At 58.3% G+C, this 19,914-nt stretch carries 17 protein-coding genes and 3 pseudogenes; 10 read left to right on the top strand and 10 right to left on the bottom strand.

Annotation, left to right across the window (positions count from 1 at the left end; translation table 11 throughout):
* Positions 1–97 precede the first annotated feature (97 nt).
* Positions 98–652: a recombinase family protein gene (locus tag HB780_RS00405; RefSeq protein ID WP_183686407.1), complete on the bottom strand. Its 555-nt coding sequence runs from the start codon at positions 650–652 to the stop codon at positions 98–100.
* A 165-nt stretch (positions 653–817) separates the two neighbouring features.
* On the opposite strand from HB780_RS00405, the gene HB780_RS00400 reads away from it, so the two are divergent.
* From HB780_RS00400 to HB780_RS00385, 4 genes and pseudogenes are all read left to right on the top strand, one after another.
* Entirely contained in the window at positions 818–3,784 is a 2,967-nt protein-coding gene (locus tag HB780_RS00400) for a Tn3 family transposase (protein WP_183686238.1), read from the top strand.
* A 53-nt stretch (positions 3,785–3,837) separates the two neighbouring features.
* Positions 3,838–4,359 (top strand): annotated as a pseudogene (locus HB780_RS00395) (MFS transporter); the annotation flags it as partial.
* 54 nt (positions 4,360–4,413) lie between these two features.
* Positions 4,414–4,873: pseudogene (locus tag HB780_RS00390) on the top strand (phosphatase PAP2 family protein).
* A gap of 11 nt (positions 4,874–4,884) precedes the next feature.
* The gene (locus HB780_RS00385; protein ID WP_286202824.1) at positions 4,885–6,939 is read left to right on the top strand and encodes a bifunctional DedA family/phosphatase PAP2 family protein; all 2,055 of its coding nucleotides are present in this window, start codon (positions 4,885–4,887) and stop codon (positions 6,937–6,939) included.
* A 409-nt stretch (positions 6,940–7,348) separates the two neighbouring features.
* Here HB780_RS00385 and cueR read toward each other — a convergent pair whose 3' ends face one another.
* The gene (gene cueR, locus HB780_RS00380; RefSeq protein WP_183686236.1) at positions 7,349–7,753 is read right to left on the bottom strand and encodes a Cu(I)-responsive transcriptional regulator; all 405 of its coding nucleotides are present in this window, start codon (positions 7,751–7,753) and stop codon (positions 7,349–7,351) included.
* Between the two features lie 18 nt (positions 7,754–7,771).
* A complete protein-coding gene (locus HB780_RS00375; RefSeq protein WP_183686234.1) occupies positions 7,772–10,270 on the bottom strand; it encodes a heavy metal translocating P-type ATPase in 2,499 nt (832 codons plus the stop codon).
* A gap of 205 nt (positions 10,271–10,475) precedes the next feature.
* Here HB780_RS00375 and copM point away from each other — a divergent pair, with 205 nt between their 5' ends.
* Both copM and HB780_RS00365 read left to right on the top strand, forming a co-directional pair.
* Positions 10,476–10,847, top strand: a complete 372-nt coding sequence (gene copM / locus HB780_RS00370) for a CopM family metallochaperone (protein WP_183686232.1) — start codon at positions 10,476–10,478, stop codon at positions 10,845–10,847.
* Positions 10,848–10,925: 78 nt separating this feature from the next.
* The gene (locus HB780_RS00365) at positions 10,926–12,209 is read left to right on the top strand and encodes an ATP-grasp domain-containing protein (RefSeq protein ID WP_183686230.1); all 1,284 of its coding nucleotides are present in this window, start codon (positions 10,926–10,928) and stop codon (positions 12,207–12,209) included.
* 272 nt (positions 12,210–12,481) lie between these two features.
* Here HB780_RS00365 and HB780_RS33280 read toward each other — a convergent pair whose 3' ends face one another.
* The gene (locus HB780_RS33280) at positions 12,482–12,607 is read right to left on the bottom strand and encodes a hypothetical protein (protein WP_353622942.1); all 126 of its coding nucleotides are present in this window, start codon (positions 12,605–12,607) and stop codon (positions 12,482–12,484) included.
* A gap of 165 nt (positions 12,608–12,772) precedes the next feature.
* On the opposite strand from HB780_RS33280, the gene HB780_RS00355 reads away from it, so the two are divergent.
* Entirely contained in the window at positions 12,773–12,961 is a 189-nt protein-coding gene (locus HB780_RS00355; protein WP_183686228.1) for a DUF302 domain-containing protein, read from the top strand.
* Between the two features lie 237 nt (positions 12,962–13,198).
* On the opposite strand, the gene HB780_RS00350 is transcribed toward HB780_RS00355, so the two are convergent.
* From HB780_RS00350 to HB780_RS00340, 3 genes are read right to left on the bottom strand one after another with little or no spacing between them, the layout of a single operon-like run.
* Positions 13,199–13,783 (bottom strand): tyrosine-protein phosphatase, encoded by a 585-nt coding sequence (locus HB780_RS00350; protein WP_183686226.1) that lies wholly within the window; start codon positions 13,781–13,783, stop codon positions 13,199–13,201.
* Positions 13,780–13,995, bottom strand: coding sequence for a hypothetical protein (locus HB780_RS00345; RefSeq protein WP_183686224.1), 216 nt, complete (start codon positions 13,993–13,995; stop codon positions 13,780–13,782). The genes HB780_RS00350 and HB780_RS00345 overlap by 4 nt, the downstream gene beginning before the upstream one ends.
* Positions 13,992–14,747, bottom strand: coding sequence for a COG4280 domain-containing protein (locus HB780_RS00340; RefSeq protein WP_183686222.1), 756 nt, complete (start codon positions 14,745–14,747; stop codon positions 13,992–13,994). Before HB780_RS00340 ends, HB780_RS00345 begins: the two co-directional genes overlap by 4 nt.
* A gap of 77 nt (positions 14,748–14,824) precedes the next feature.
* On the opposite strand from HB780_RS00340, the gene HB780_RS00335 reads away from it, so the two are divergent.
* From HB780_RS00335 to HB780_RS00325, 3 genes and pseudogenes are all read left to right on the top strand, one after another.
* Entirely contained in the window at positions 14,825–15,733 is a 909-nt protein-coding gene (locus tag HB780_RS00335) for a MurR/RpiR family transcriptional regulator (protein ID WP_183686220.1), read from the top strand.
* Between the two features lie 10 nt (positions 15,734–15,743).
* Positions 15,744–16,530, top strand: a pseudogene (locus HB780_RS00330) (undecaprenyl-diphosphate phosphatase).
* Between the two features lie 26 nt (positions 16,531–16,556).
* Positions 16,557–17,273 carry a phosphatase PAP2 family protein gene (locus HB780_RS00325; RefSeq protein WP_183686218.1) on the top strand — a complete coding sequence of 239 codons (717 nt, stop codon included), beginning with the start codon at positions 16,557–16,559 and terminating at the stop codon, positions 17,271–17,273.
* Here the strand turns inward: HB780_RS00325 and HB780_RS00320 are convergent.
* Genes HB780_RS00320 through istA form a run of 3 tightly spaced genes read right to left on the bottom strand, consistent with a single transcriptional unit; the run spans position 17,251 to position 19,820 of the window.
* The gene (locus HB780_RS00320) at positions 17,251–17,844 is read right to left on the bottom strand and encodes a 2,3-bisphosphoglycerate-dependent phosphoglycerate mutase (protein WP_286202823.1); all 594 of its coding nucleotides are present in this window, start codon (positions 17,842–17,844) and stop codon (positions 17,251–17,253) included. The genes HB780_RS00325 and HB780_RS00320 overlap by 23 nt on opposite strands.
* Before the next feature lie 48 nt (positions 17,845–17,892).
* Positions 17,893–18,708 (bottom strand): universal stress protein, encoded by an 816-nt coding sequence (locus tag HB780_RS00315; RefSeq protein WP_183686216.1) that lies wholly within the window; start codon positions 18,706–18,708, stop codon positions 17,893–17,895.
* A gap of 14 nt (positions 18,709–18,722) precedes the next feature.
* A complete protein-coding gene (gene istA / locus HB780_RS00310) occupies positions 18,723–19,820 on the bottom strand; it encodes an IS21 family transposase (protein ID WP_183686214.1) in 1,098 nt (365 codons plus the stop codon).
* Positions 19,821–19,914 lie beyond the last annotated feature (94 nt).

Here is a 19,914-nt window from a genome sequence, read left to right as displayed (position 1 = left end):
ATGTACTTGAGGATCTCTCTTCGATTTGTTCGGATCGTCATTGGCAACCTATCAACTTGGCCGTCCGGCAAGCCAGCTTTCAGCTTCGGCGACAGCGCTATTTTTCAACCTTGAGAGCTTGGTAGAGTGCAGTTTTCCCAATTTTGACACGCGCGGCAGCTTCGCGAACATTGAGTCCAGCAGCCAGATGCTGCCGAGCTTTGGCAAGTTTCTCCGGGGTTACGACCGCTTGACGGCCACCACGCCGGCCGCGCTCTTCCGCGGCCTGAAGCCCTGCTCTGGTCCTTTCCCGGATCAGATCGCGTTCGAATTGCGCCAGCGCTCCAAACAGGTGGAACACCAGACGACCGCCCGATGTCGTGGTGTCGATATTCTCGGTGATGGAGCGGAAGCCGACTCCTTTTGCTTCCAGCTCAGTGACGATCTCGATCAGGTGCTTCATTGATCGGCCGAGACGGTCGAGCTTCCAGACCGTCAGCGTATCGCCGTCACTCACATAACGGATAGCATCCGTCAGACCGGGCCGATCGGTCTTTACACCTGACGCCTTGTCCTCGAACAGCTTCTCGCAGCCTGCCTTCCGCAAGGCATCGAGCTGCAGCGCCGTGTCCTGTTCTCCGGTCGAGACCCTTACATAGCCGATCGCAGTCATGAGGTGCGACTTGTCCGTTTTCTGGTTCAATGCGGACAATGTCCGATTTGCCGTTAAATAGCAATGTTTGCGGACAAAACTTGTGGACGCCGCCAAACGGTCGTTTGTCGGACAGGCATTTTCCAGTTCGCTGCATTTTCATCAACTTTATTGGAAGATCGAGGCATGGCGCGAAGGGTAATATTGAGCGAAGCATGGTGGCAGCAGGCGACAACCATCCCGGATGACGACAGGGAGGTTGCCAAACACTACACGCTGGACCGATCCGACCTCGATCTCATCATGCGACAGAACAAGGCTTCGAACCGGTTGGGTCTTGCCTGTGTCCTGGCCACGCTGCGGTATCCGGGACGACCACTTGCGGATGGCGAGGTTCTGCCGCTCGGCGTCCTCCGGTTTCTGGCAAGGCAGATCGGTGTCGATCATCGCGAGATCGATCGCTACTTCGAGCGGCCGCAGACGCGGCGCGAACATCTCATTCTGCTTTTCGATCGAATGCAGATTCGGCCATTTGCCCCATCTGATGTGCGAGTGTTGACCGGTTGGCTGACACCGGCGGCTCAAACACTACGCCAAGCCGACAAATTGGCGGACATGGTGGTTGAGGAGTTGCGGCGTCGGAGAATTCTCCTGCCTCCGCGATCGGCGCTTGAAGCCATCATTCATGTGGCAATCCGGCGCGGCGTTCGTATCGCCCACCGGGCTTTGGCTGGAGGGCTATCCGAGGGTCAGAAGCTCGATCTCGACAAGCTTCTCGATCCGCGTGAAGAGACGAGCATGACCGTCCTTGCCTGGGCGAGAACGCCGGCATTGTCACCAGCAGCCGCCAACCTCGATAGAATTGCCGAGCGAATTCGCTTTCTGCGGTCGCTGAATCTGTCTGCGACTTTGATGGATCGGGTTCCGGTCAAGGTCTTTGACGAATTTGCCGCGGAGGGCATGCGGATGAGCGCACAGCATCTGCGCGATCTCACCCCCGAACGCCGGCACGCTGTCCTGGCCGCTACGGCGTTGCATCTTTCCCGCCACCTGACCGACTGCGCCATCGACATGTTCAAGAAGATCATGGGCGTGCTGACCCGGCGAGCCGACAATCGGGCGGCCGCTCGCGTGACACGGTCGGTCCGGGAGGTGCAGAGGCCGCTGAGGGATGTTTCAAAAGTTTGTCACGCGATCATCGAGGCGAGGGAGGAAGGCGAGGACATCGCTGGCGCGATCGAGAGGGCCATTCATTGGCCTGCCTTCACGCTTAGTGTCGAGGCAGTCGATACGCTGATTGCCCCTGATGTCATCGATGGCAAAATCGACATGCTCCAGCGCTATCCGACAATCCGGAAACTTGCGCCGCAGTTTCTTTCCACCCTCGTCTTCCGCGGCCACGCCGTGGCGGCAAATCTGTTGCGGGCACTATCCGTGGTCACTGATCTCTATCGTGCCGGCAAAAGGGCGATACCGGACAAAGCCCCAATTTCGTTCGCTCCAAAAGGTTGGGTGCCACTGATCCTGCAGGACGGCAAGATCGATCGCAGGGCCTATGAACTTTGCCTGTTCAGCGAATTAAAGCGCCGGCTCGATGCGGGCGATGTCTGGGTGGAGGGGGCCAAACGCTTCCAGTCTTTCGAAAGCTTTCTCATTCCCGCGCCCACGTTCGAGCTGATGCGTGAGGAAGGGCCGCTTCCGATCGCCGTTGATACCGACGTCGAGACGTATCTCCGTCAGCAGCGCCGGGTCCTGAACGAGGGACTAGCGGATCTCTCCCGTTTGGCTGCCGCCGGTGAACTCGACGATGTCGAATTGACCGGAGCAGGCTTCAGCGTCACGCCGCACAAGGCGTTGTTTCCGGACATCGCGAAGTCGCTGAAGGCAAAGGTTGAAAGCCGCCTGCCTGCGATCCGCATCACGGATCTGCTGCTGGAGGTGGACGCCCGCACCGGGTTTTCCAACGCTTTCACTCATCTACGCAGCGGTCGGACAGCCGACAATAAGCTTGCCCTTCTCACCGCGATCCTGGCCGACGGCATAAATCTCGGCCTCACCAGAATGGCGGATGTTTCTCCCGGTATCACGATGCGCCAGCTTGCCTGGGCACATGACTGGCACATCCGGGAGGACGGTTACGCCGCAGCGCACGCAATTCTCGTCAATGCCCAGAGGCAATTGCCGCTCGCAAGCCTATGGGGTGATGGCACGACCTCGTCATCGGACGGCCAATACTTCCCGGCTGGGGGGCACGCCGAGGCGATCGGCGACCTCAATGCCCGCTATGGTCCCAATCCAGGCGCCAAATTCTATCGCTTCACGTCCGATCAGTACGGCGCATTCTATATCGTTGCCATGAACGCCAATGCGAGCGAGGCAATCTACGTCCTTGACGGACTGCTCTATCATGGCAGCGATCTCGCCATCGAGACCCACTATGTCGATACGGGTGGGGTCAGCGATATGAGTTTCGCCCTTTGCCATCTCGTCGGCTTCCAGCTTGTGCCCCGGCTGCGGGGCCTCAAGGATCGAAAGCTCTACCTATTTCCCGGTGACACGCCCCCAGCGAACCTTACATCTCTCGTCGGAGAGCCCATCAACGTCGAGCGCATCAAGGCAAATTGGAATGACATCCTTCGCCTCGTCACGACGATCCGTTCCGGCCAGGTCCGACCCTCGACCCTACTCGCCAAGCTGTCGGCATTCCCACGACAGAACGGTCTGGCGTTGGCGCTTCGCGATCTCGGCCGCATCAATCGATCGATTTTCCTACCGCAATGGTGGCAGAACCCGGAAATGCGTAGAAACGCAACCGCCGGCCTCAACAAGAGCGAGGCTCAGAACACACTTGCTCGGGCGCTTTTCTTCAACCGTCTCGGAGAATTGCGCGACCGAACCTTCGAGAGCCAGTTCTATCGGGCATCCGGACTGAACCTGCTGATCAACGCCATCGTCTACTGGAACACGCTATATCTCGAACCGGCGTTCGCCGCCCTCAATCGCGAGGGCATTCCGACGCCGCCTGACGTCTTAAAGCACATTACCCCGCTCGGCTGGCAACACATCAGCCTCACCGGCGACTACATCTGGACCCTGACGGACGGCGCTGATCTCAGGCCGTTGCGGCAGGAAACTTCCATCCTTGCAGCGTGATCACCCTATGTTCTCAAATGTCGGACAGATCCACCACTTTCGTGTCGTGACGCCGTTTCAGCGAAGCATTTCTTATCTTGCGGGCTCAATCGATCGACCTGCCACTGGCCCTGGTCCCGATCGTCCTCGTGATCATGAGCCTCGCATACTCTCTGTCGGCCTATCCGGTCGGCGTCCTCTCCGACCGTGTCAACCGCATGACCCTTTTGGTTTTCGGTCTGGTCCTGCTTCTTGTGGCCGATCTCGTGTTGGCTTTTGCGTCCGATATTCTCTGGGTTGGCGTCGGCGTCGTGCTCTGGGGCCTCCATATGGGCTTCACACAAGGACTGCTTGCCACCCTGATTGCGGAAAGTGCGCCGGCTGAACTGCGTGGAACGGCCTTCGGCATGTTCAATCTTGTGACAGGGGTTGCGCTGCTTGTTGCAAGCGTCATCGCCGGCATTCTTTGGGACGTCAGCGGGCCGCAGGGCACGTTCCTGGCTGGCGCCGCTTTCACCGCCGTCACTCTTGCAGGATTGTTTTTCATCCGTGGGCGGGTGCGCGATCGCAGCAATATCCAAGCATCAGCCGATTAATCGAGGATCGATGCAGCACCTCCGAAGCTGCAAGGGTCGAAAGGGAGTGTGCCAATGTATGAACTCGACGCGAGTATCAACCATGCCATCAACGCATTGGCGGGGCATATCGCTGCTCTCGATCAGCTAATGATCTGGACCTCGAGCATTGGCGTCCGGGTCCTGGTGCTGGTGGTCGCCATACAATGGTGGCGCAGGCCCGACAGGCCCCATATACGCCATGTCCTCCTCGCAGCAGGCATCTCGTTCTTGCTAGGGCTCGGCCTTAACCAGCTCATTCTTCTCTTTGTTCACCGGGCACGGCCCTATGACGGCGGCATAACCAACCTGCTGATCGAACGAAGCGCAGACTTCTCGTTTCCCTCCGACCATGCAACGGCGACCTTTGCGATTGCGGCCGCCTTTCTCCTTCACGGTGCGCGGCGCGCTGACAGGAATTGTCGCGGCGCTGGTCGTCCGTTCGGTGTATCGGGAAGGCACGAAGGCCGATCATCTGATCACCAATATCCTATAGGATGAAAGACAATGATCGCGTCTTTTGTATCATCGGTGATCCAGTGGCTGAGCGCGCATCCTCACATTGCCTATATGGCGGTGTTCGTGCTTGCTCTCTGCGAATCGATCCCGATCATAGGTGTCGTTGTTCCTGGCACGGCGGTCATCCTTGCGCTCAGCGCGCTCGTGCCAAGCGGTGTTCTTGTGCTCTGGCCCCTGTTGGCTGCAGCAATTCTTGGAGCGATCGTCGGAGACGGATTGTCCTTCTGGCTTGGTCACCGGTACCATCGTGAGATTGTCAGTCTCTGGCCGCTGAACCGTTATCCGGAACTGATCGAGCGCAGCGAAGCCTTCTTCAAGCGCCACGGCGACAAGAGCGTCTTTATAGCCCGTTTTGCGCCAGGCGTTCGCGCATTCATCCCACTTCTCGCGGGCATGCTCGGAATGTCTGCAAGACGGTTTTATGTCGTTAACATCACATCCGCTCTCGTCTGGGCGCCGTCACATATCCTTCCCGGTGTTTTCGTCGGTGCTGCATTCAGTGCTTTAGGCGGCGCAGCAAAGCCGTTGGCAGTCCTTTTCATCATTTTGATTGCCGCGTGTTGCCTGACGTGGCGACTTGGGCGCTGGATATTGAGGCATGCTGTTCCGCTGCTGGACCTGGGCATTGCAGAGATGCGGCGATGGGCGGAAACTCGCGACACCTGGCTCAGCCGGTATGTCGGTAGCCTGCTCGATCCGGAACGCTCGCAAGCGCGGGTTCTCGCCATCATGCTTGTCCTGCTCGGCGGGGCGGCATGGCTGTTCTTTGGCATCCTTGAGGACGTGGTCAACGGTGATCCGTTGGTTCTCGCGGACCACGCTATCTACAACGCCTTGCAAGAGGTTCGCACGCCAATCGGCGATGCGATCATGGTTGCCGTCACCGAGCTTGGTGATACCAAAGTCGTGGTGGCCCTCACCGCTGTTGTGCTTCTTTGGCTTGCCTGGCAACGGGCATGGCGCACGGCCGCCTTCTGGCTTGTCGCTGTCGGCGGAGCCTCGGCTCTCAACACCGTCATCAAGGTGACACTTCACAGAGCGAGACCCGATGAGCTCCTATATTCCGGTTGGAGCGCTTTTTCCTTTCCGAGCGGCCACAGCACGACGAACATGGTGCTCTATGGCTTCCTGGCAGTTCTCATCGCCCACGAGTTTCGGCCAGCATTTCGGGTTTTGATCGGCCTGGGCGCCACGGTTCTCGTCCTTCTGATCGCATTCTCACGCCTGTATCTCGGTGCGCATTGGTTTTCCGACGTTGTTGGCGGGGCGGCGTTTGGGTCCGCCTGGTTGATCCTGCTCACCATCGTCTATCTCAGACGTCCAGTCGAACGAATAGGATCGCCAGCGTTGCTGTTGGTCGCATGCATGGCCGTTCTCTTTGCGGGCGGGGGTAACATCTATCGTAGCCACACCACTGATATTGACCGATACGCCGCCAAAACCGTGGTCCGGGTCGTTTCCGTCACGGATTGGTGGACGACAGGTTGGCAGACACTTCCGGAGCGTCGTATCGACCTCACCGGCGAAATCGAAGAGCCGCTTGCGTTCCAGTGGGCGGGCAGCGTGCAGGATTTGCAGGATGTTTTGCAGCAGGACGGTTGGAGGACGTCCGTCGGCTGGACGCCAATGACCGCCCTCACATGGCTCGCAGCATCCTCCGACGCCACTGCCGTCCCAGTGGTTCCGCTGTTTGCGAGCGGTCGCCTACCGGTTATCACCTCCGTTAGGTCGTTGGCCGCACCGGCCCCGTCGAGCACTCGTCTCGTGCTTCGACTCTGGGAAACCGACAGGGTGCTCGCGGACCGAGAACAGACCCCGCTTTGGGTGGGAGCCATCACTGAGGAGCGGATCTACCGCGCCGTGTCATTGATCCCGGTGGTCTCGACACAGCCTGATTTCGCCGGGCCAAGAGAGGCTCTGGCACAAACGCTTCGTGGAGGCCAGCTTGTTTTGCGCGATGACGTGGAGGCCGAGGGAGGATGGCACAGGCGCGTTCTGCTCGCGCGCCATAAGGCATCCGCGGAAGTCGTGCCGATCCGGTAGTTGGTAGCGTGCCTTTTGTATCGTTTCCCTTAGGCCAGCGGGATTCATACCATCCCCGCGACTGCGCATGCCATTAACGTCCCTGAAGAGCGCGACAACCGCGGCAGCTGACATGATTATGGCCGAGATCACCGCATCGCCGAGCACAGGAACAGCAACCCAGAGCAACCGCGGCCGGATCCCGTAGATGGCAATGACAGCCGCTATCGCGCGGAGCGCAAAAACACCCGGTTGCTGGCGGTCACAATGCCAAGGGGGCGTCTCAGGCGCGACGCGCCTGAAACCATCGGAAGCGAACCGCTCCGGCATTGAGTCATCACGTATCGTTCAGGCCTTCCGCCTGAACGATACGTCATTTTCCTTTAGGCTGTTTCAGAAGCACTTTCTCGGCCTCGACCGGGGCATCGTTTCAGCTCGACTGAAAACTTGGTTCGCCTGCAAGTTGGTCGATAATCGGGCAATCCGGCCGCTCGTCGCCATGGCAGTTTGCTACAAGGTGGTGCAACGCACTGCGCAATCCAACCAGCTCGGCAATCTTCCGGTCGATCTCCACCAATTTGGCCTGTGCAATCGCTTTAACTTCCGCACTTTCACGAGCCTTGTCATTGTAGAGTGACAGCAGTTGCCGGCACTCGTCTACCGAAAACCCCAGGCTCCGGCTACGCTGCAAAAACCGCAGCCCATGAAGATCCTTGACCGAGTAGTCACGATAGCCGTTTTCTGCCCACCCGGGCTTCAAAAGTCCGATATCCTCGTAGTAGCGAATGGTCTTGGGTGGCAGGCCGGACTGTAACGACGCATCACCAATATTCATGGAAAAACCTCCTTGAGCTTACAGCTTTAAATTGCGCAGGCGCAGTGCATTGCCGATGACGGACACGGAGGACAGGCTCATAGCGGCAGCCGCGATCATCGGCGATAGCAGTGTTCCGAAAACCGGGTAAAGGACCCCGGCAGCGACCGGCACGCCAAGCACGTTGTAGATGAAGGCAAAAAACAGGTTTTGCTTGATGTTGCGTATGGTCGCCTGGGCGAGTGTCCTTGCCCTGACGATGCCATTGAGATCGCCTTTCACCAGCGTGATACCAGCACTTTCCACCGCGACGTCAGCACCTGTGCCCATGGCGATGCCGACCTCGGCCGCCGCTAGTGCTGGGGCATCGTTCACACCGTCTCCCGCCATGGCGACCTTGGCCCCACCGGCGTGCAGCTGGTCGATGAGTGCTTTCTTGTCTTCCGGCAGAACGCTAGCGCGGACTTCATCGATGCCGAGCTTGGAGGCAACTGCCTTTGCGGTCAGTTCGTTGTCGCCGGTCGCCATGATGATCCGCAAGCCGCTTTCGCGCAGCGCGAAAATAGCCTCCTTGGTGGTGGCTTTGATCGGATCGGCGACTGCGACGATCCCGCCGAGCTTGCCACCAACTGCGACGTACATGGCTGTCTTGCCTTCGGTCCGCAGCGCGTCTGCCTGCTTGGCAAGTATTCCGACGTCGACTTCCAGGTCGACCATCATTGCCTGATTACCCAGCGCGATGCGCCGGCCGTCAACCAATCCGGTCACGCCCTTTCCGGTGATTGCCTGAAAGTCAATGGTCGCCAGAAGGGTTGCGCCGCGCTCCTTTGCTCCTTCAACGATGGCTTCGGCGAGCGGATGCTCCGATCCCTGTTCCAAACTCGCGGCAAGCACGAGCAGGTCTGCCTCGGTTGTGCCTTCAGCGGTCAGGATATCAGTGAGCTTCGGCCGCCCTTCCGTAAGGGTCCCGGTCTTGTCGACGATAAGGGTATCGACTTTGGCGAAACGCTCCAGCGCCTGGGCATCTTTGATTAACACGCCGGCCTGGGCGCCACGCCCGGTCGCCGTCATGATCGACATGGGTGTGGCAAGCCCAAGGGCACAGGGACAAGCGATGATCAGCACAGAGACCGCCGAAACGATTGCATAGATCATGCTGGGTTCAGGGCCTATGATCGCCCATGTGGCAAAAGCTGCAACTGCGACCAGGACCACGGCTGGCACAAAATAGAATGACACTCGATCGGCAAGGCCTTGGATCGGCGCACGAGAGCGTTGGGCCTTGGCGACCATCTCGACGATCTTCGAGAGCATGGTGTCGGCGCCAATCCGCTCGGCACGCATGATGAAGGTTCCATTCCTATTGATGGTTCCGCCAGTGACCTTGGCACTCTCAGTGACCTCAACCGGCAGGGGTTCGCCGGTGATCATGGATTCGTCGACGGAGGAGCGGCCCTCGGTGACGATCCCATCGACCGGGATGCTGTTGCCCGGGCGGACCCTCAGCAGGTCTCCGGCCAGCACCTGGTCGAGCGGGATATCTTCCTCAGACCCGTCCTTTCCGATGCGCCTCGCTGTTTTTGGAGCAAGGTCGAGCAACGCGCGTATTGCCGATCCGGTGCGCTCGCGCGCCCGAAGCTCAAGCACCTGCCCAAGGAAAATCAGCGCGACAATGACGGCCGCGGCCTCGAAATACACCGGGACACTTCCGCCGTGGTCACGGAACGTATGGGGGAAAATACCGGGGAATAGGGTCGCCACAAGGCTGTAACCATAGGCTGCGCCGACGCCGAGTGAGACCAGCGTCCACATGTTGGGCGAGCGGTTCACGACAGACTCGTAGCCGCGAAGGAAAAACGGGATAGCGGCCCAGAGTACCACCGGTGTGGCCAGCGCCAGTTCGAGCCATATGCCCAGAGGTTCGCCGATCCATTCCCGGAAAGGCAGCCCAATCATCGGCCCCATGGTGATGATGAGCAAGGGCAACGACAGTATGGCACTGATCCACAGCCGCCGCGTAAAATCCACAAGCTCGGGACTTGGCCCCTCATCTCCGGTTGGCACGCCCATGGGCTCAAGAGCCATCCCACAGATCGGGCATGAACCGGGCTTGTCGCGGATGATCTGCGGGTGCATCGGGCAGGTATACTGCGTGCCGGGTTTCATCGGCTCGGCAACGGGCTTATCGCCAAGATATTTGGCTGGCTCTGCCTCGAATTTGGCCTTGCAGCCATCTGAACAGAAGTAAAAGCCCTTGCTCTTGTGGCGAGTGAAGTGGGGTGCGGTGGCTCGGTCGACGCTCATGCCACAGACCGGATCAATCGCTGTCAGGTAGTCCTTCGGGGCCTTAACAAACTTGTCATGGCAAGACGCGCTGCAAAAATGATAGGTTTGGCCACCGTGCTCGACAACTGACCCGGCTGCTTTCGGATCCACGGTCATGCCGCAGACCGGGTCGCGAACCACCGCATCTGCCGCTTGAGGACTGGCGGTGAGATTGGCGTCTCCGGTGCTATGATTGTGATCGTGGGTCGCCATTGGCGGTACCTTTCATGTTAATCTAAAAGAGTACCGGTTCCCGTAACTGGAAGGTCAAGCGATTTCTTCAAAATAGACATGCTGCGGCGATGGACGAAAATCGTAGCAATGAGTACCGATTTTCCTTGACCTTCCCCTCGCTGGAAGGAGCACGGTGTCGCAACCCCTCCTTGAAGAGGTTTGTTCCAGCTTGAAAGGTAAACCCATGAAACAGTCCCTCCTGCTCGCAAGCGCCATCCTGCTATTTGCCGCCCCGATCGCTAACGCCGAGGAAGGCAGTTTTCCGAAGGTTTGCAAAAGCGACATGGCGACGGACATGAGCGCCGACCATTCCAAGATGATGACCGGCATGATGCAGATGGATAAGGACATGATGCAGGGGATGATGCACAAGGACCCCGACGTGGCCTTCGTCTGTGGCATGATCGCTCACCACATGGGCGCCATCGACATGAGCAAAGTAGAGCTCAAATACGGTAAGAATGCCTGGGCCAAGGAAATGGCGCAGAAGGTTATCGACGCGCAGACCAGGGAAATCGCTGAGATGACCGAGTGGCTTAAAACCAACGCTAAGTGAAACGGTTCACATCAACCGTCTTATCGCCGATAGCCGGGTCTGTTGGCTCGGGCCTCTCGCCCAAGCGAAAGATTTAACATGCCCCCAGCTCCAACCGTGGCGGATGGCCGTTCGTCGCTTGCGGCACGACTGAACCGCAAGTGCTTTTGCGTTACCCTCGACTGGGCAGCACTTTCGGCTGCGCTGTCGCTGGAGGCCGGCGAGCCTCAGTTCTCCGAGACTTTCATGGCGTCTCGGCCGCATTTGTTTTCGAATGTTCCGGTCTTCCTCGCTGCATCGGCGCTTGACGAGATGCAGGCTATTGTCATGGCCGTCGAGGCAACTGCCAAGCTGCCGGGTTACCGCGAAACCGTTCTCTCCTGGGCTCCCGAAATCGCTCAGCGGGATTTTGGTCCCGTTGGCGCGATGATGGGCTATGATTTTCATCTGGACGATGACGGTCCGAAGCTCATTGAGGTCAACACCAACGCGGGCGGTGCCTTTCTCAATGCCGTGCTCGCCAAGGCCCAGAAAGCGTGCTGCTCCGAAGTCGACCGAACGGCAGTCGGTACAAGATACGATGATTTCGAAACCATCGTCGTTGCGATGTTCAAAAATGAATGGCGCCTCCAGCGTAAAGCCGGTTCGCCAGGACGGATCGCAATCATTGATGATCAACCGGAGGAGCAGTATCTGTATCCGGAATTCGTTCTTGCTCGTAATGTTTTGCTGAAACATGGGTTTGAAGCGATTGTCGGGGATGCCAGCGCGCTGGCATATAAGGACGGCAGGCTTCGGCTCGACGGACAGGAGATTGACCTCGTCTACAACCGACTAGTCGATTTCGCACTCGAACGCCCGGAACATGCTGCGTTGAGGGCGGCCTATCAGGATGGCGCCGTGGTGGTCACGCCCAATCCGCACAATCACGCGCTTGTATCCAACAAGCGCAATATGACGCTGCTGTCCGATCCGGCGAGGCTCGAAGCATTTGGCCTTTCTGCGGAGATGCGCTCGCGGCTGGCCAGCGTGCCGCAGACCACGCTGGTTACGCCTGATAATTCGGAAGCCCTTTGGCAGTCCCGAAAGGACAGGTTCTTCAAGCCGCTCTCAGGCCACGGCAGCAAAGCGGTCTATCGTGGGGACAAGGTGACAAAGGGAGTGTGGGCCGAGATCGCCCGTGGCGGCTATGTCGCCCAGGCCTTTGCTTCACCTGGACAGCGCATGATCGAGATCGACGGCACACCCACGCGGCGTAAGATGGACGTGCGGCTTTATACCTACGACGGCCAAGTGTTGCTCGCGGCCGCCCGTCTCTATCAAGGCCAGACTACAAATTTCCGGACACCCGGCGGCGGTTTTTCCCCGATAATGGCCGTCTAGAAACGTAGTTCGGTGCTGGTCGTGGCAGCCTGGATCGATCAAGCGTGAGAATGGCCAGGAACTGTATGAACCTGGCATAACTTTCGCACCATAAAGTTCTAAATGAGGAGGTATAACGACGGGCGTGTAAATTTCCGCGATGATCGTCCTGCGCTGCCCACGACTATGGAAGAATTCGTCAACGACACCCTCAAACCGCTCATCGAGAATGCGCGGACGGATGGCGTCAAACCAGAGACCTTCCTGACGTGGAGCTCACATAGCTAGGGCCGTCAGGGATTGCGCGCCGAGCGAGGCGGCGGTGGCTGAGCCAGTGAGAACGATGACACTTCGGCGGGTTCGAGAGCTTGGTCGATGATGAATTGATGACCGAAGTGAAGCGGCTGGAACCTTCCGATGAAGATCAGGCATTTTCAAATGAGCCGCCACCCACATTAGACTTGATTGCGCAGTTTCCATCTACATCGCTAAGGTATCTTCATATCAATGGCTTCGCTAAATAGTGGTCGGGTCCGCGGTTCGAACCCGTTCAAGGCGTTCAACCGCGATGTGGCGTACAGCCGATGAAGATTGAAACCAAGCTCGGCGCGATGCTGGCCTGCAACGCGATCGTGCGATCGCTGGAGAGCGAGCGCGTCATGGTCAGTGCCATCGATCCCGTTGCCTTGATGCAGGTGATCGACAACCAGGAACTCATTGTAGTCGCCGGGCAGGTGCGTGCTCTTCTCCAAGAGGTGATCGGCAGCATCTGAAGAAGTTGTTGGTCGACGTGGTCAAGCGCTGCAGCAGTGCATTGTTGTCTGGGTAGGGCCTGCTGTTACGCTGAGCGACCCCTAGAGTTCATTGGTAGCCGATTGTTCCAGTCGCGATGACTTGCACGAAGTCTATGGCGCGGATGCTGGAGGGCAACTGCCGTTACGGTTGAAGCAGGGGCGCGATGGCAATGACTCAAAGGTTCTTGCCGTTGCGCATCCGCCTGAAATTTCAGTTTAAGAATTGGGAAAGCCTAACCAGGGTTCCAGCTTTTCCCAGGTCATATCCATTGCGAATGCTTCCGAGATTGGGAGGGAGATGTGACCATACCAGAAGGATAACTGTCCCTCGGCTTTGCCCTCGCTTTCGTTGGCGATTGCAGCAAGGTACAAAGCTGACGCCAACCCACTGCGGTCCGCTCCGGCCTGGCAGTGAATCAGGAGAGGCTTTTCTGCTTTGCGCATGATGTCGATTAGCTGCGCGGCTTCTTCCTGGGTCAGTTGTTTGCGAGCAGACATGCGAAATTCATAATGGGCCACGCCGAGCTTTTGAGCCGTGACATATTCTGCCTGAAAGCGCGGTGACTGCGGACCGGGAGCGCCACGCAGATCCAGGATCGAGCGTATTCCATTCTCCTGAACGTATCTCGTCACCTGGTCCGCAGTAGGTTGGGCCGCTCTATAGACTTCACCTTTGACAACGGCATGGAAGTTGCCCGAAACCTGACGGTATCCCAGGAAGGCTCCGGCAAGGAAAAGGGTGCCGACGAGGCAAACGCCCATTTTTCTGACCAAAGAAACAACTTTGAACTTTCGTGTCATTTGGACCGCCTCGCATGGGCGGTGGTGATCGCTATGATGATGACGATGCATCCAGCCAGAAGTGCGAAGCCTGGAATGACCGTATCGACGCCGGGTGCGAGTTTGAGCCAGAGCGATATTGCAGCAACCAAGATGAGCACTGCAGCAGTCAGGCGCGCGTCCGCCATAAACATGCTGACAAGCTCTTTCAGGACATCCGTGAAGATAGTCATTGTATCTGCTCCTTTACTTTCACCCGGAGCGCCTGGGACATGACGATCCCGGTCGCGAGGAAGATTGCGGCGAAAACGAACAGCATCAGGTCTTGACCGATCCACTTGATGCCAAGACCTTCGCCCGTCCAAAAGACACCAAAACTGGAAAGCATGATCGCGACGCCGAACTTCAAGGTATTTTCGGGAACTCGTGAGAGCGGTTTGTGAATGACTGCACCGACCGCAAGCACGATCAGACATGCAATTCCGGCTCCTATGGCGGCAGGCGCGATGAGACCTCGGCCGGAGCCCACCGCAATGACGATGAAGATCACTTCCAGCCCCTCAAGCAGCATTGCCTTGAACGCGGTGATGCCCCCCAGCCAGTTTGCCGACGTTGCATGGCGCCTTGCGGCGTCCTCAAGTGTCATGCGCTCGTTTGCGAATGCGGTGATCTCGTCGTGAAGGGCGATCACACCGGCCGAACGGAGGATCGCCTTGCGAAGCCATCCCAATCCAAACAGAAGGAGCAAGACGCCGATGACAAGTTGCAGGGCGTCCAGCGGGACCTGGTCGAGAAGCGGGCCAAGGATGATCACAATAAGCGCAAGCACGACTAGCCCCGCGAGTGTACCGGCGATCGCGGGCCGCCATCCTCGAAGGGTGCCGACGGCGAGAATAATGGTGAATGCCTCGACGACTTCGACGATGGATGCGAGAAATGCAGCGCCTACAGCAGGTGCCGCGACACTCCATGTGAGATTTTCCATTTTTCGACTCCGTAGCGGTAGCGACATGAGAACTAATCGTGTAGTAAACACAACAAGTCAATCGAGGAATTATGAAGATGTTGTCATCGTTCTCTGAGTTGGTGGCGGCGAAAAGCTCCGACCTCAGCAGAACCGAGCACCGGGTCGCGAGATTTTTCGCGGAAAACAGACACCAGGTTCTCGTCCAGTCTGCGCTCGAACTGGCGCAGTCGATCGGCACCAGTGACGCAACGGTCATCCGGACGGCGCGTTCTCTGGGTTTCGACGGCCTCGATGGCCTTCGAAAGGCCGTAGCGGCGGAACTTGAGGTTGGGCCTACTCCCGCAAGGCGGATGTCGAAAACGCTGGATGAAAGCAGTGGAAGTCTGCAACAGGTGTTGGAGACGACCTTTGCGGCACATGCCGAGGCAGCTGCAAAGCTGCGGGACTCTGTTCTGCTTGAGGACTTTCAGGCGATTGTCCATATGCTGGCCACCGCGCTAGAAGTTGCCGTCTTCGGGCTCGGGCCTTCATCATCGATTGCGGAATACTTCTGTATCCAGCTGCGCAGGCTTGGCTTTGCCTCTCGCGCGCTGACGAAGTCCGGGTTCCTGCTCGCCGACGATCTACTGCCACTCAAATCGGGCAGTGTTGTCGTAATCATGGCGTATGGTCGCGTCTATCCAGAGCTATCCGTCCTGCTTGCCCATGCAAAAGGCGTTGGTGCGCAGACCATCCTCGTCACCGATAGCCTGCAGGACGCTCTGAAAGATCGTGTGGCGCGGATCGTCACGATCCCCCGCGGCCGGCCGGACGCCTTCAGCACTCACAGCGCAACCGTGGCATTTCTCGAGACCCTGCTCGTCGGCCTTGGAACGGTCGCTCCCCAGGAGACTGTCGAGAGCCTCAATCAGCTCAACCGCCTGCGGGCAGATCTCGCCGGGCAGGCGATGGAGCTCGCCATCCCGAAAGTCTCGAGCGGGCACGATGAGGACAACAACCATTGAGAGGTCTTAATTGCCGGAACTCGTGAATGTCATTCTTCTGGGGATCATCGAGGGGATCACAGAATTTCTTCCCATCTCCAGCACAGGGCATCTCCTGATCGCGGAGCATTGGCTGGGGCAGCGGTCGGACCTGTTCAATACTGTGATTCAAGCAGGGACAATGGTGGCGGTGACCATCGTCTATCAGGCTCGGTTGGGTTCAATGCTGATGAACCTGCAGAGGCCGGAGAACCGCTCTTACGCCTTAAGGCTCGCCATCGCGTTTGGTATCACTGTCATTCTCGGTCTGGCAGCGAAGAAAGCGGGTATCTCTTCCAACGACACTTGCGCCTGTCGCCTATGCTCTCATTTTGGGGGGAGTTTGGATACTGGCCGCTGAATGGTGGGCGAGTAGGAAGAAGCCGCAGGAACAGATCACATGGACCGCCGCGGTGCTGGTAGGCGTGGCGCAGGTCATTGCAGGAATTTTCCCGGGGACATCGCGCTCGGCGGCGACTATTTTCGGGGCTATGTTTGCAGGTACAACCGATAGGGCAGCGGCGACGGAATTCGCCTTCCTCGTCGGCATTCCAACGATGTACGCGGCGAGCGTATACGAAGTCTACGATCAGTCGAAAATTGGTTTCATGGATGAGCGCTGGGGCCTGCTCGGCGTCGCATTCGTGACGTCCATGGTCGTCGCGTTCGTCGCGGTCAAATGGCTATTGAGCTTCATCCGAACGCACAGCTTCGTGGTGTTTGCGTGGTATCGCATCTTGTTCGGCAGCGCACTGCTTGCCTTTGCGACCACGGTATGAAGGCCAGGATAGAGGAAACTCAAAGCATGTCCGTGGTACGACTTTGGGCGTCGCTTGCCCGCTTCCAGCGCAAGTACAGGCTGCCATTGGTTGTTCTGGTCTGCGGTGGGTGGCTTTTACTGGAGCGGTTGACCAGCGAAATGCTGGAGACCGAGACCCAAGCGTTCGACGAACTTGTCCTACTCGGTTTGCGCAGCAAGGACGACCTCAGCGTGCCACTTGGGCCTTCGTGGCTCCTTCATGCCGTCCGCGACGTCAACAGTCTCGGCGGGCTCACTGTGCTTGCAATCATCACCATCCTCGCAACGCTTTATATGATGGTGGCAAGGCAACGCATAGCGGCGGCCTTTCTGCTGTTTTCGGTGCTTGGAGGCCAGGTGATCAGTAGCATTCTGAAGCTCGGGGTTGCTCGACCCAGGCCGACAACCGTGCCGCATCTACAGAACGTCTACGATCTCAGCTATCCGAGCGGTCATGCGATGATGTCGGCGGTTACATACCTCACGATCGCCACCATTCTGGCCAGCATCGAGAAGGATCGGAGAAGGCAGATCTTCCTTTTTGCCTCTGCGATCTTCCTGACTATAGCCATCGGACTATGCCGTCTCTATCTCGGTGTTCACTACCCGAGCGACGTCATCGCAGGTTGGTGCGCGGGGTCAACATGGGTCTTGTGTTGCTGGCTCGGCGCGGGCAGGCGGCTCGGAACGCCCGTTCGCGTCACTGCTCGCGATAGGGAATGACAATCTCGCCTGTGGCGATCTCGAACTTCTGAATCTCTTCAGGAGATAGATTTTCGATGCTCATCACAAGCGCCCGCAGGCTGTTGCCGTGTGCGACGACGAGCACATTTCGCCCGGCGTCGAGCTGAGGCTTGATCGTGCGATCGAAGAACGGGTCCACCCGGTCACGGCAGTCTTTCAGGCTTTCCCCGCCTGGCGGGCGATCCAGGTAAGAGCGACGCCACAGAGCAATCTGATCCGCGCCGAAGCGTTCTGCCGCTTGCTGCTTGTTCATGCCGGTCAGTTCACCGTAGTCTCTCTCGTTCAGCGAGACATCGAGGACGGCATCCACATGTAGCCCGAGGTCTTGCACGATAATTGCCGCCGTCTCCTGGGCTCTTTGGAGAGCGGAGCAATAAACGAGATCGAATGTGAAACCCAGAACGGTCAGCTGCTGTGCGACAGCATGGGCTTCCTTGATACCCACCGCTATTAGTGGCAGGTCACTCCACCCCGTGAAGACGTTGCGTGCATTGCCTTCGCTCTGGCCGTGACGAACGAGTGCAAGTTTTCCGTTCATGTCGTGCTCCATCAGGGGGTCTCGTTCGAAAAGCTTGGTTCTGGGCGACGCTGCGATTTTCTAGTGAATCAAAAACAGCGGCAGATCGGCCGCTGCCAAGATCTCCCGAGTCTCATGGCCCGTGAGCCATTCCGACCACTCGCTGTGGCTGAACGCTCCTGTGACCAGAACGTCCGCTTTCAACGTGTCCGCTTCATGCACAAGCTGCGCGCCAGTCGTTTCGTTGGAACGCGCTAGAATCTTGACGTTGGGTTTGACGCCGGAGCCTTGCATCACGGCGCGTAGCGCGGCTTCTGCATCACTTTCGTCTGTGACACAAAGTGCGGTGACACGTTCTGCGGCTGCCAACCATTTTCCGACCGATTGGATTGCGCGGCGGGTCAGTTCGCTGTCAGTGAGGCCGACGGCGATATGCGAAAACCGCTTGCGGTCTCCCGATCGCCAGCCCGGCGGAACCAGCAGAACTGGCCGGCGGGCCGTAAACAGCGCGGTGTGGAAGGCATCGGCGCCATCCATGTTCCTGTTATGCGACAGGACTACGAGCCCGATATCCTCGGTCGTCTCCTGCATGACGGTTTCCGCCTCCGCACCGGTGATCGTGCGCAACGCGATCGGAGGTGCTCCTGGTCGCAGAACCGTATTCCAGTCGCCAAAAGCAGTTTCGATAGCCTCCGCGCGCTGTTGCGCAGAGCCTTCGTCATGCACGCGAAGTTCCTGCATATCGATTTCCTCAGGGGCAGAGACCAGATGCATCGGGTCTACCATGACATTCAACGCTTCGATCGATGAGCAGGCCACGGATGCTGCCGCCAAGACGGCAGCATCCAGGGTTCCGACGACCGTATCGCCTTTAGTCAGCACAGCCAGAATTCTCATGACATCCTCTCCCGTCACGCCCCGAACTGGGCAGCAGCGCCCAGCTCAGCCTCGATCTCCAGAAGCCGATTGTATTTCGCGATCCGGTCCGAACGGGAAGCAGAGCCTGTCTTGATCTGTCCGCCACCCATGGCAACCGCGAAATCGGCGATGAAGCTGTCTTCGGTCTCACCCGATCGGTGCGAGATGACGTAGTTCCACCCCGCCTTTCGGCAGAGCTGGATGGCGCTGATCGTCTCTGTCACCGTTCCGATCTGGTTTAGCTTGATGAGTGCCGCATTGCAGGCTTTCTCCTCGATGCCCTTTGCGATGAAGCGGGTATTCAACGCTGACAGATCCGGAAAGTCCGGCATCTGTTGCCACAGTCGCGGTCGGGCATCCTGGACATTCTTCTCGACCTGACCCTTTTCCCAACCCGCGGCAGGATTGCAAAACTCAGGCGCAAAGACGTAGTGGTTCGTCATCGCGAGGAAACGGATATTGACCTGCCGTTCTTTGCCACGGCCGACACGATCGACCGCGGTCTTCATGTTGTCGTAAATGCCGCGACCAGGCACGCCACCGAACACGCGGAACCCGTGCCAGTGAGCGTCGAAGAGCATCTCGTGCGTCTGCAGCAGGTAGGCCCTGATCAGAAACGCCCGGCTGTGTGATAGTTTGATGTGAGCAACCTGCAGCTTCGTGCGCTCGCCGCCTATCACGGCATAATCTTCACTCCAATCGAATTGGAATGCTTCGCCTGGGCGGAAAGACAGAGGAACGAATATGCCGCGGCCCGCTGTCTGCTGCTCAGTCCGCCAGTCACGGGCGAACGCGGCGACCCGACCATAGGAGCCGGTAAAGCCAAGAGCTATCAGATCGGCATGAAGCTGCTTCAACGTTCGGCGCTGCTTGCGCGACCTCCCGGCCTCGGTCTTCAGCCAGCCAGAGAGCTTGTCGGCAAAAGGATCAAGCTTGCTCGGTCGCTCCGGTACCGTAAACGTCGGCTCGATCGTGCCGGCACTCAAATACTTCGCGATCGTGTTGCGTGACAGCCCAGTGCGCCGGCTGATCTCCCGGATCGACTGCTTCTCGCGAAGCGCCATCCGACGGATGATGTTTAAAAGTCCCATGTGGATCACTCCGTTGCCCCCGTCGCTCTCCGCGTTGGGGGAAGGTTCACATGGCTCAATTCTCAATGGAAATTAGGGGGTGCGGATAAAAAGT

The sequence above is a fragment of the Rhizobium lusitanum genome (assembly GCF_014189535.1).
Taxonomy (GTDB): Bacteria; Pseudomonadota; Alphaproteobacteria; order Rhizobiales; family Rhizobiaceae; genus Rhizobium; species Rhizobium lusitanum_C.
Note: the sequence above shows the minus strand (reverse complement) of the source record. Positions and strands in the feature narration are given on the sequence as shown.

Bases quoted from the DNA above. Each gene is read 5' to 3' on its own strand.
- HB780_RS00340 (WP_183686222.1), bottom strand. From the start codon at position 14,747: ATGGAAAATCTCACATGGAGTGTCGCGGCACCTGCTGTAGGCGCTGCA.
- HB780_RS00320 (WP_286202823.1), bottom strand. From the start codon at position 17,844: ATGGAGCACGACATGAACGGAAAACTTGCACTCGTTCGTCACGGCCAG.
- HB780_RS00355 (WP_183686228.1), top strand. From the start codon at position 12,773: ATGAAGATTGAAACCAAGCTCGGCGCGATGCTGGCCTGCAACGCGATC.
- HB780_RS00335 (WP_183686220.1), top strand. From the start codon at position 14,825: ATGTTGTCATCGTTCTCTGAGTTGGTGGCGGCGAAAAGCTCCGACCTC.
- HB780_RS00350 (WP_183686226.1), bottom strand. From the start codon at position 13,783: ATGACACGAAAGTTCAAAGTTGTTTCTTTGGTCAGAAAAATGGGCGTT.
- HB780_RS00315 (WP_183686216.1), bottom strand. From the start codon at position 18,708: ATGAGAATTCTGGCTGTGCTGACTAAAGGCGATACGGTCGTCGGAACC.
- cueR (WP_183686236.1), bottom strand. From the start codon at position 7,753: ATGAATATTGGTGATGCGTCGTTACAGTCCGGCCTGCCACCCAAGACC.
- HB780_RS00325 (WP_183686218.1), top strand. From the start codon at position 16,557: ATGTCCGTGGTACGACTTTGGGCGTCGCTTGCCCGCTTCCAGCGCAAG.
- HB780_RS00345 (WP_183686224.1), bottom strand. From the start codon at position 13,995: ATGACTATCTTCACGGATGTCCTGAAAGAGCTTGTCAGCATGTTTATG.
- HB780_RS00400 (WP_183686238.1), top strand. From the start codon at position 818: ATGGCGCGAAGGGTAATATTGAGCGAAGCATGGTGGCAGCAGGCGACA.
- HB780_RS00365 (WP_183686230.1), top strand. From the start codon at position 10,926: ATGCCCCCAGCTCCAACCGTGGCGGATGGCCGTTCGTCGCTTGCGGCA.
- HB780_RS00375 (WP_183686234.1), bottom strand. From the start codon at position 10,270: ATGGCGACCCACGATCACAATCATAGCACCGGAGACGCCAATCTCACC.
- copM (WP_183686232.1), top strand. From the start codon at position 10,476: ATGAAACAGTCCCTCCTGCTCGCAAGCGCCATCCTGCTATTTGCCGCC.
- HB780_RS00385 (WP_286202824.1), top strand. From the start codon at position 4,885: ATGATCGCGTCTTTTGTATCATCGGTGATCCAGTGGCTGAGCGCGCAT.
- istA (WP_183686214.1), bottom strand. From the start codon at position 19,820: ATGGGACTTTTAAACATCATCCGTCGGATGGCGCTTCGCGAGAAGCAG.
- HB780_RS00405 (WP_183686407.1), bottom strand. From the start codon at position 652: ATGACTGCGATCGGCTATGTAAGGGTCTCGACCGGAGAACAGGACACG.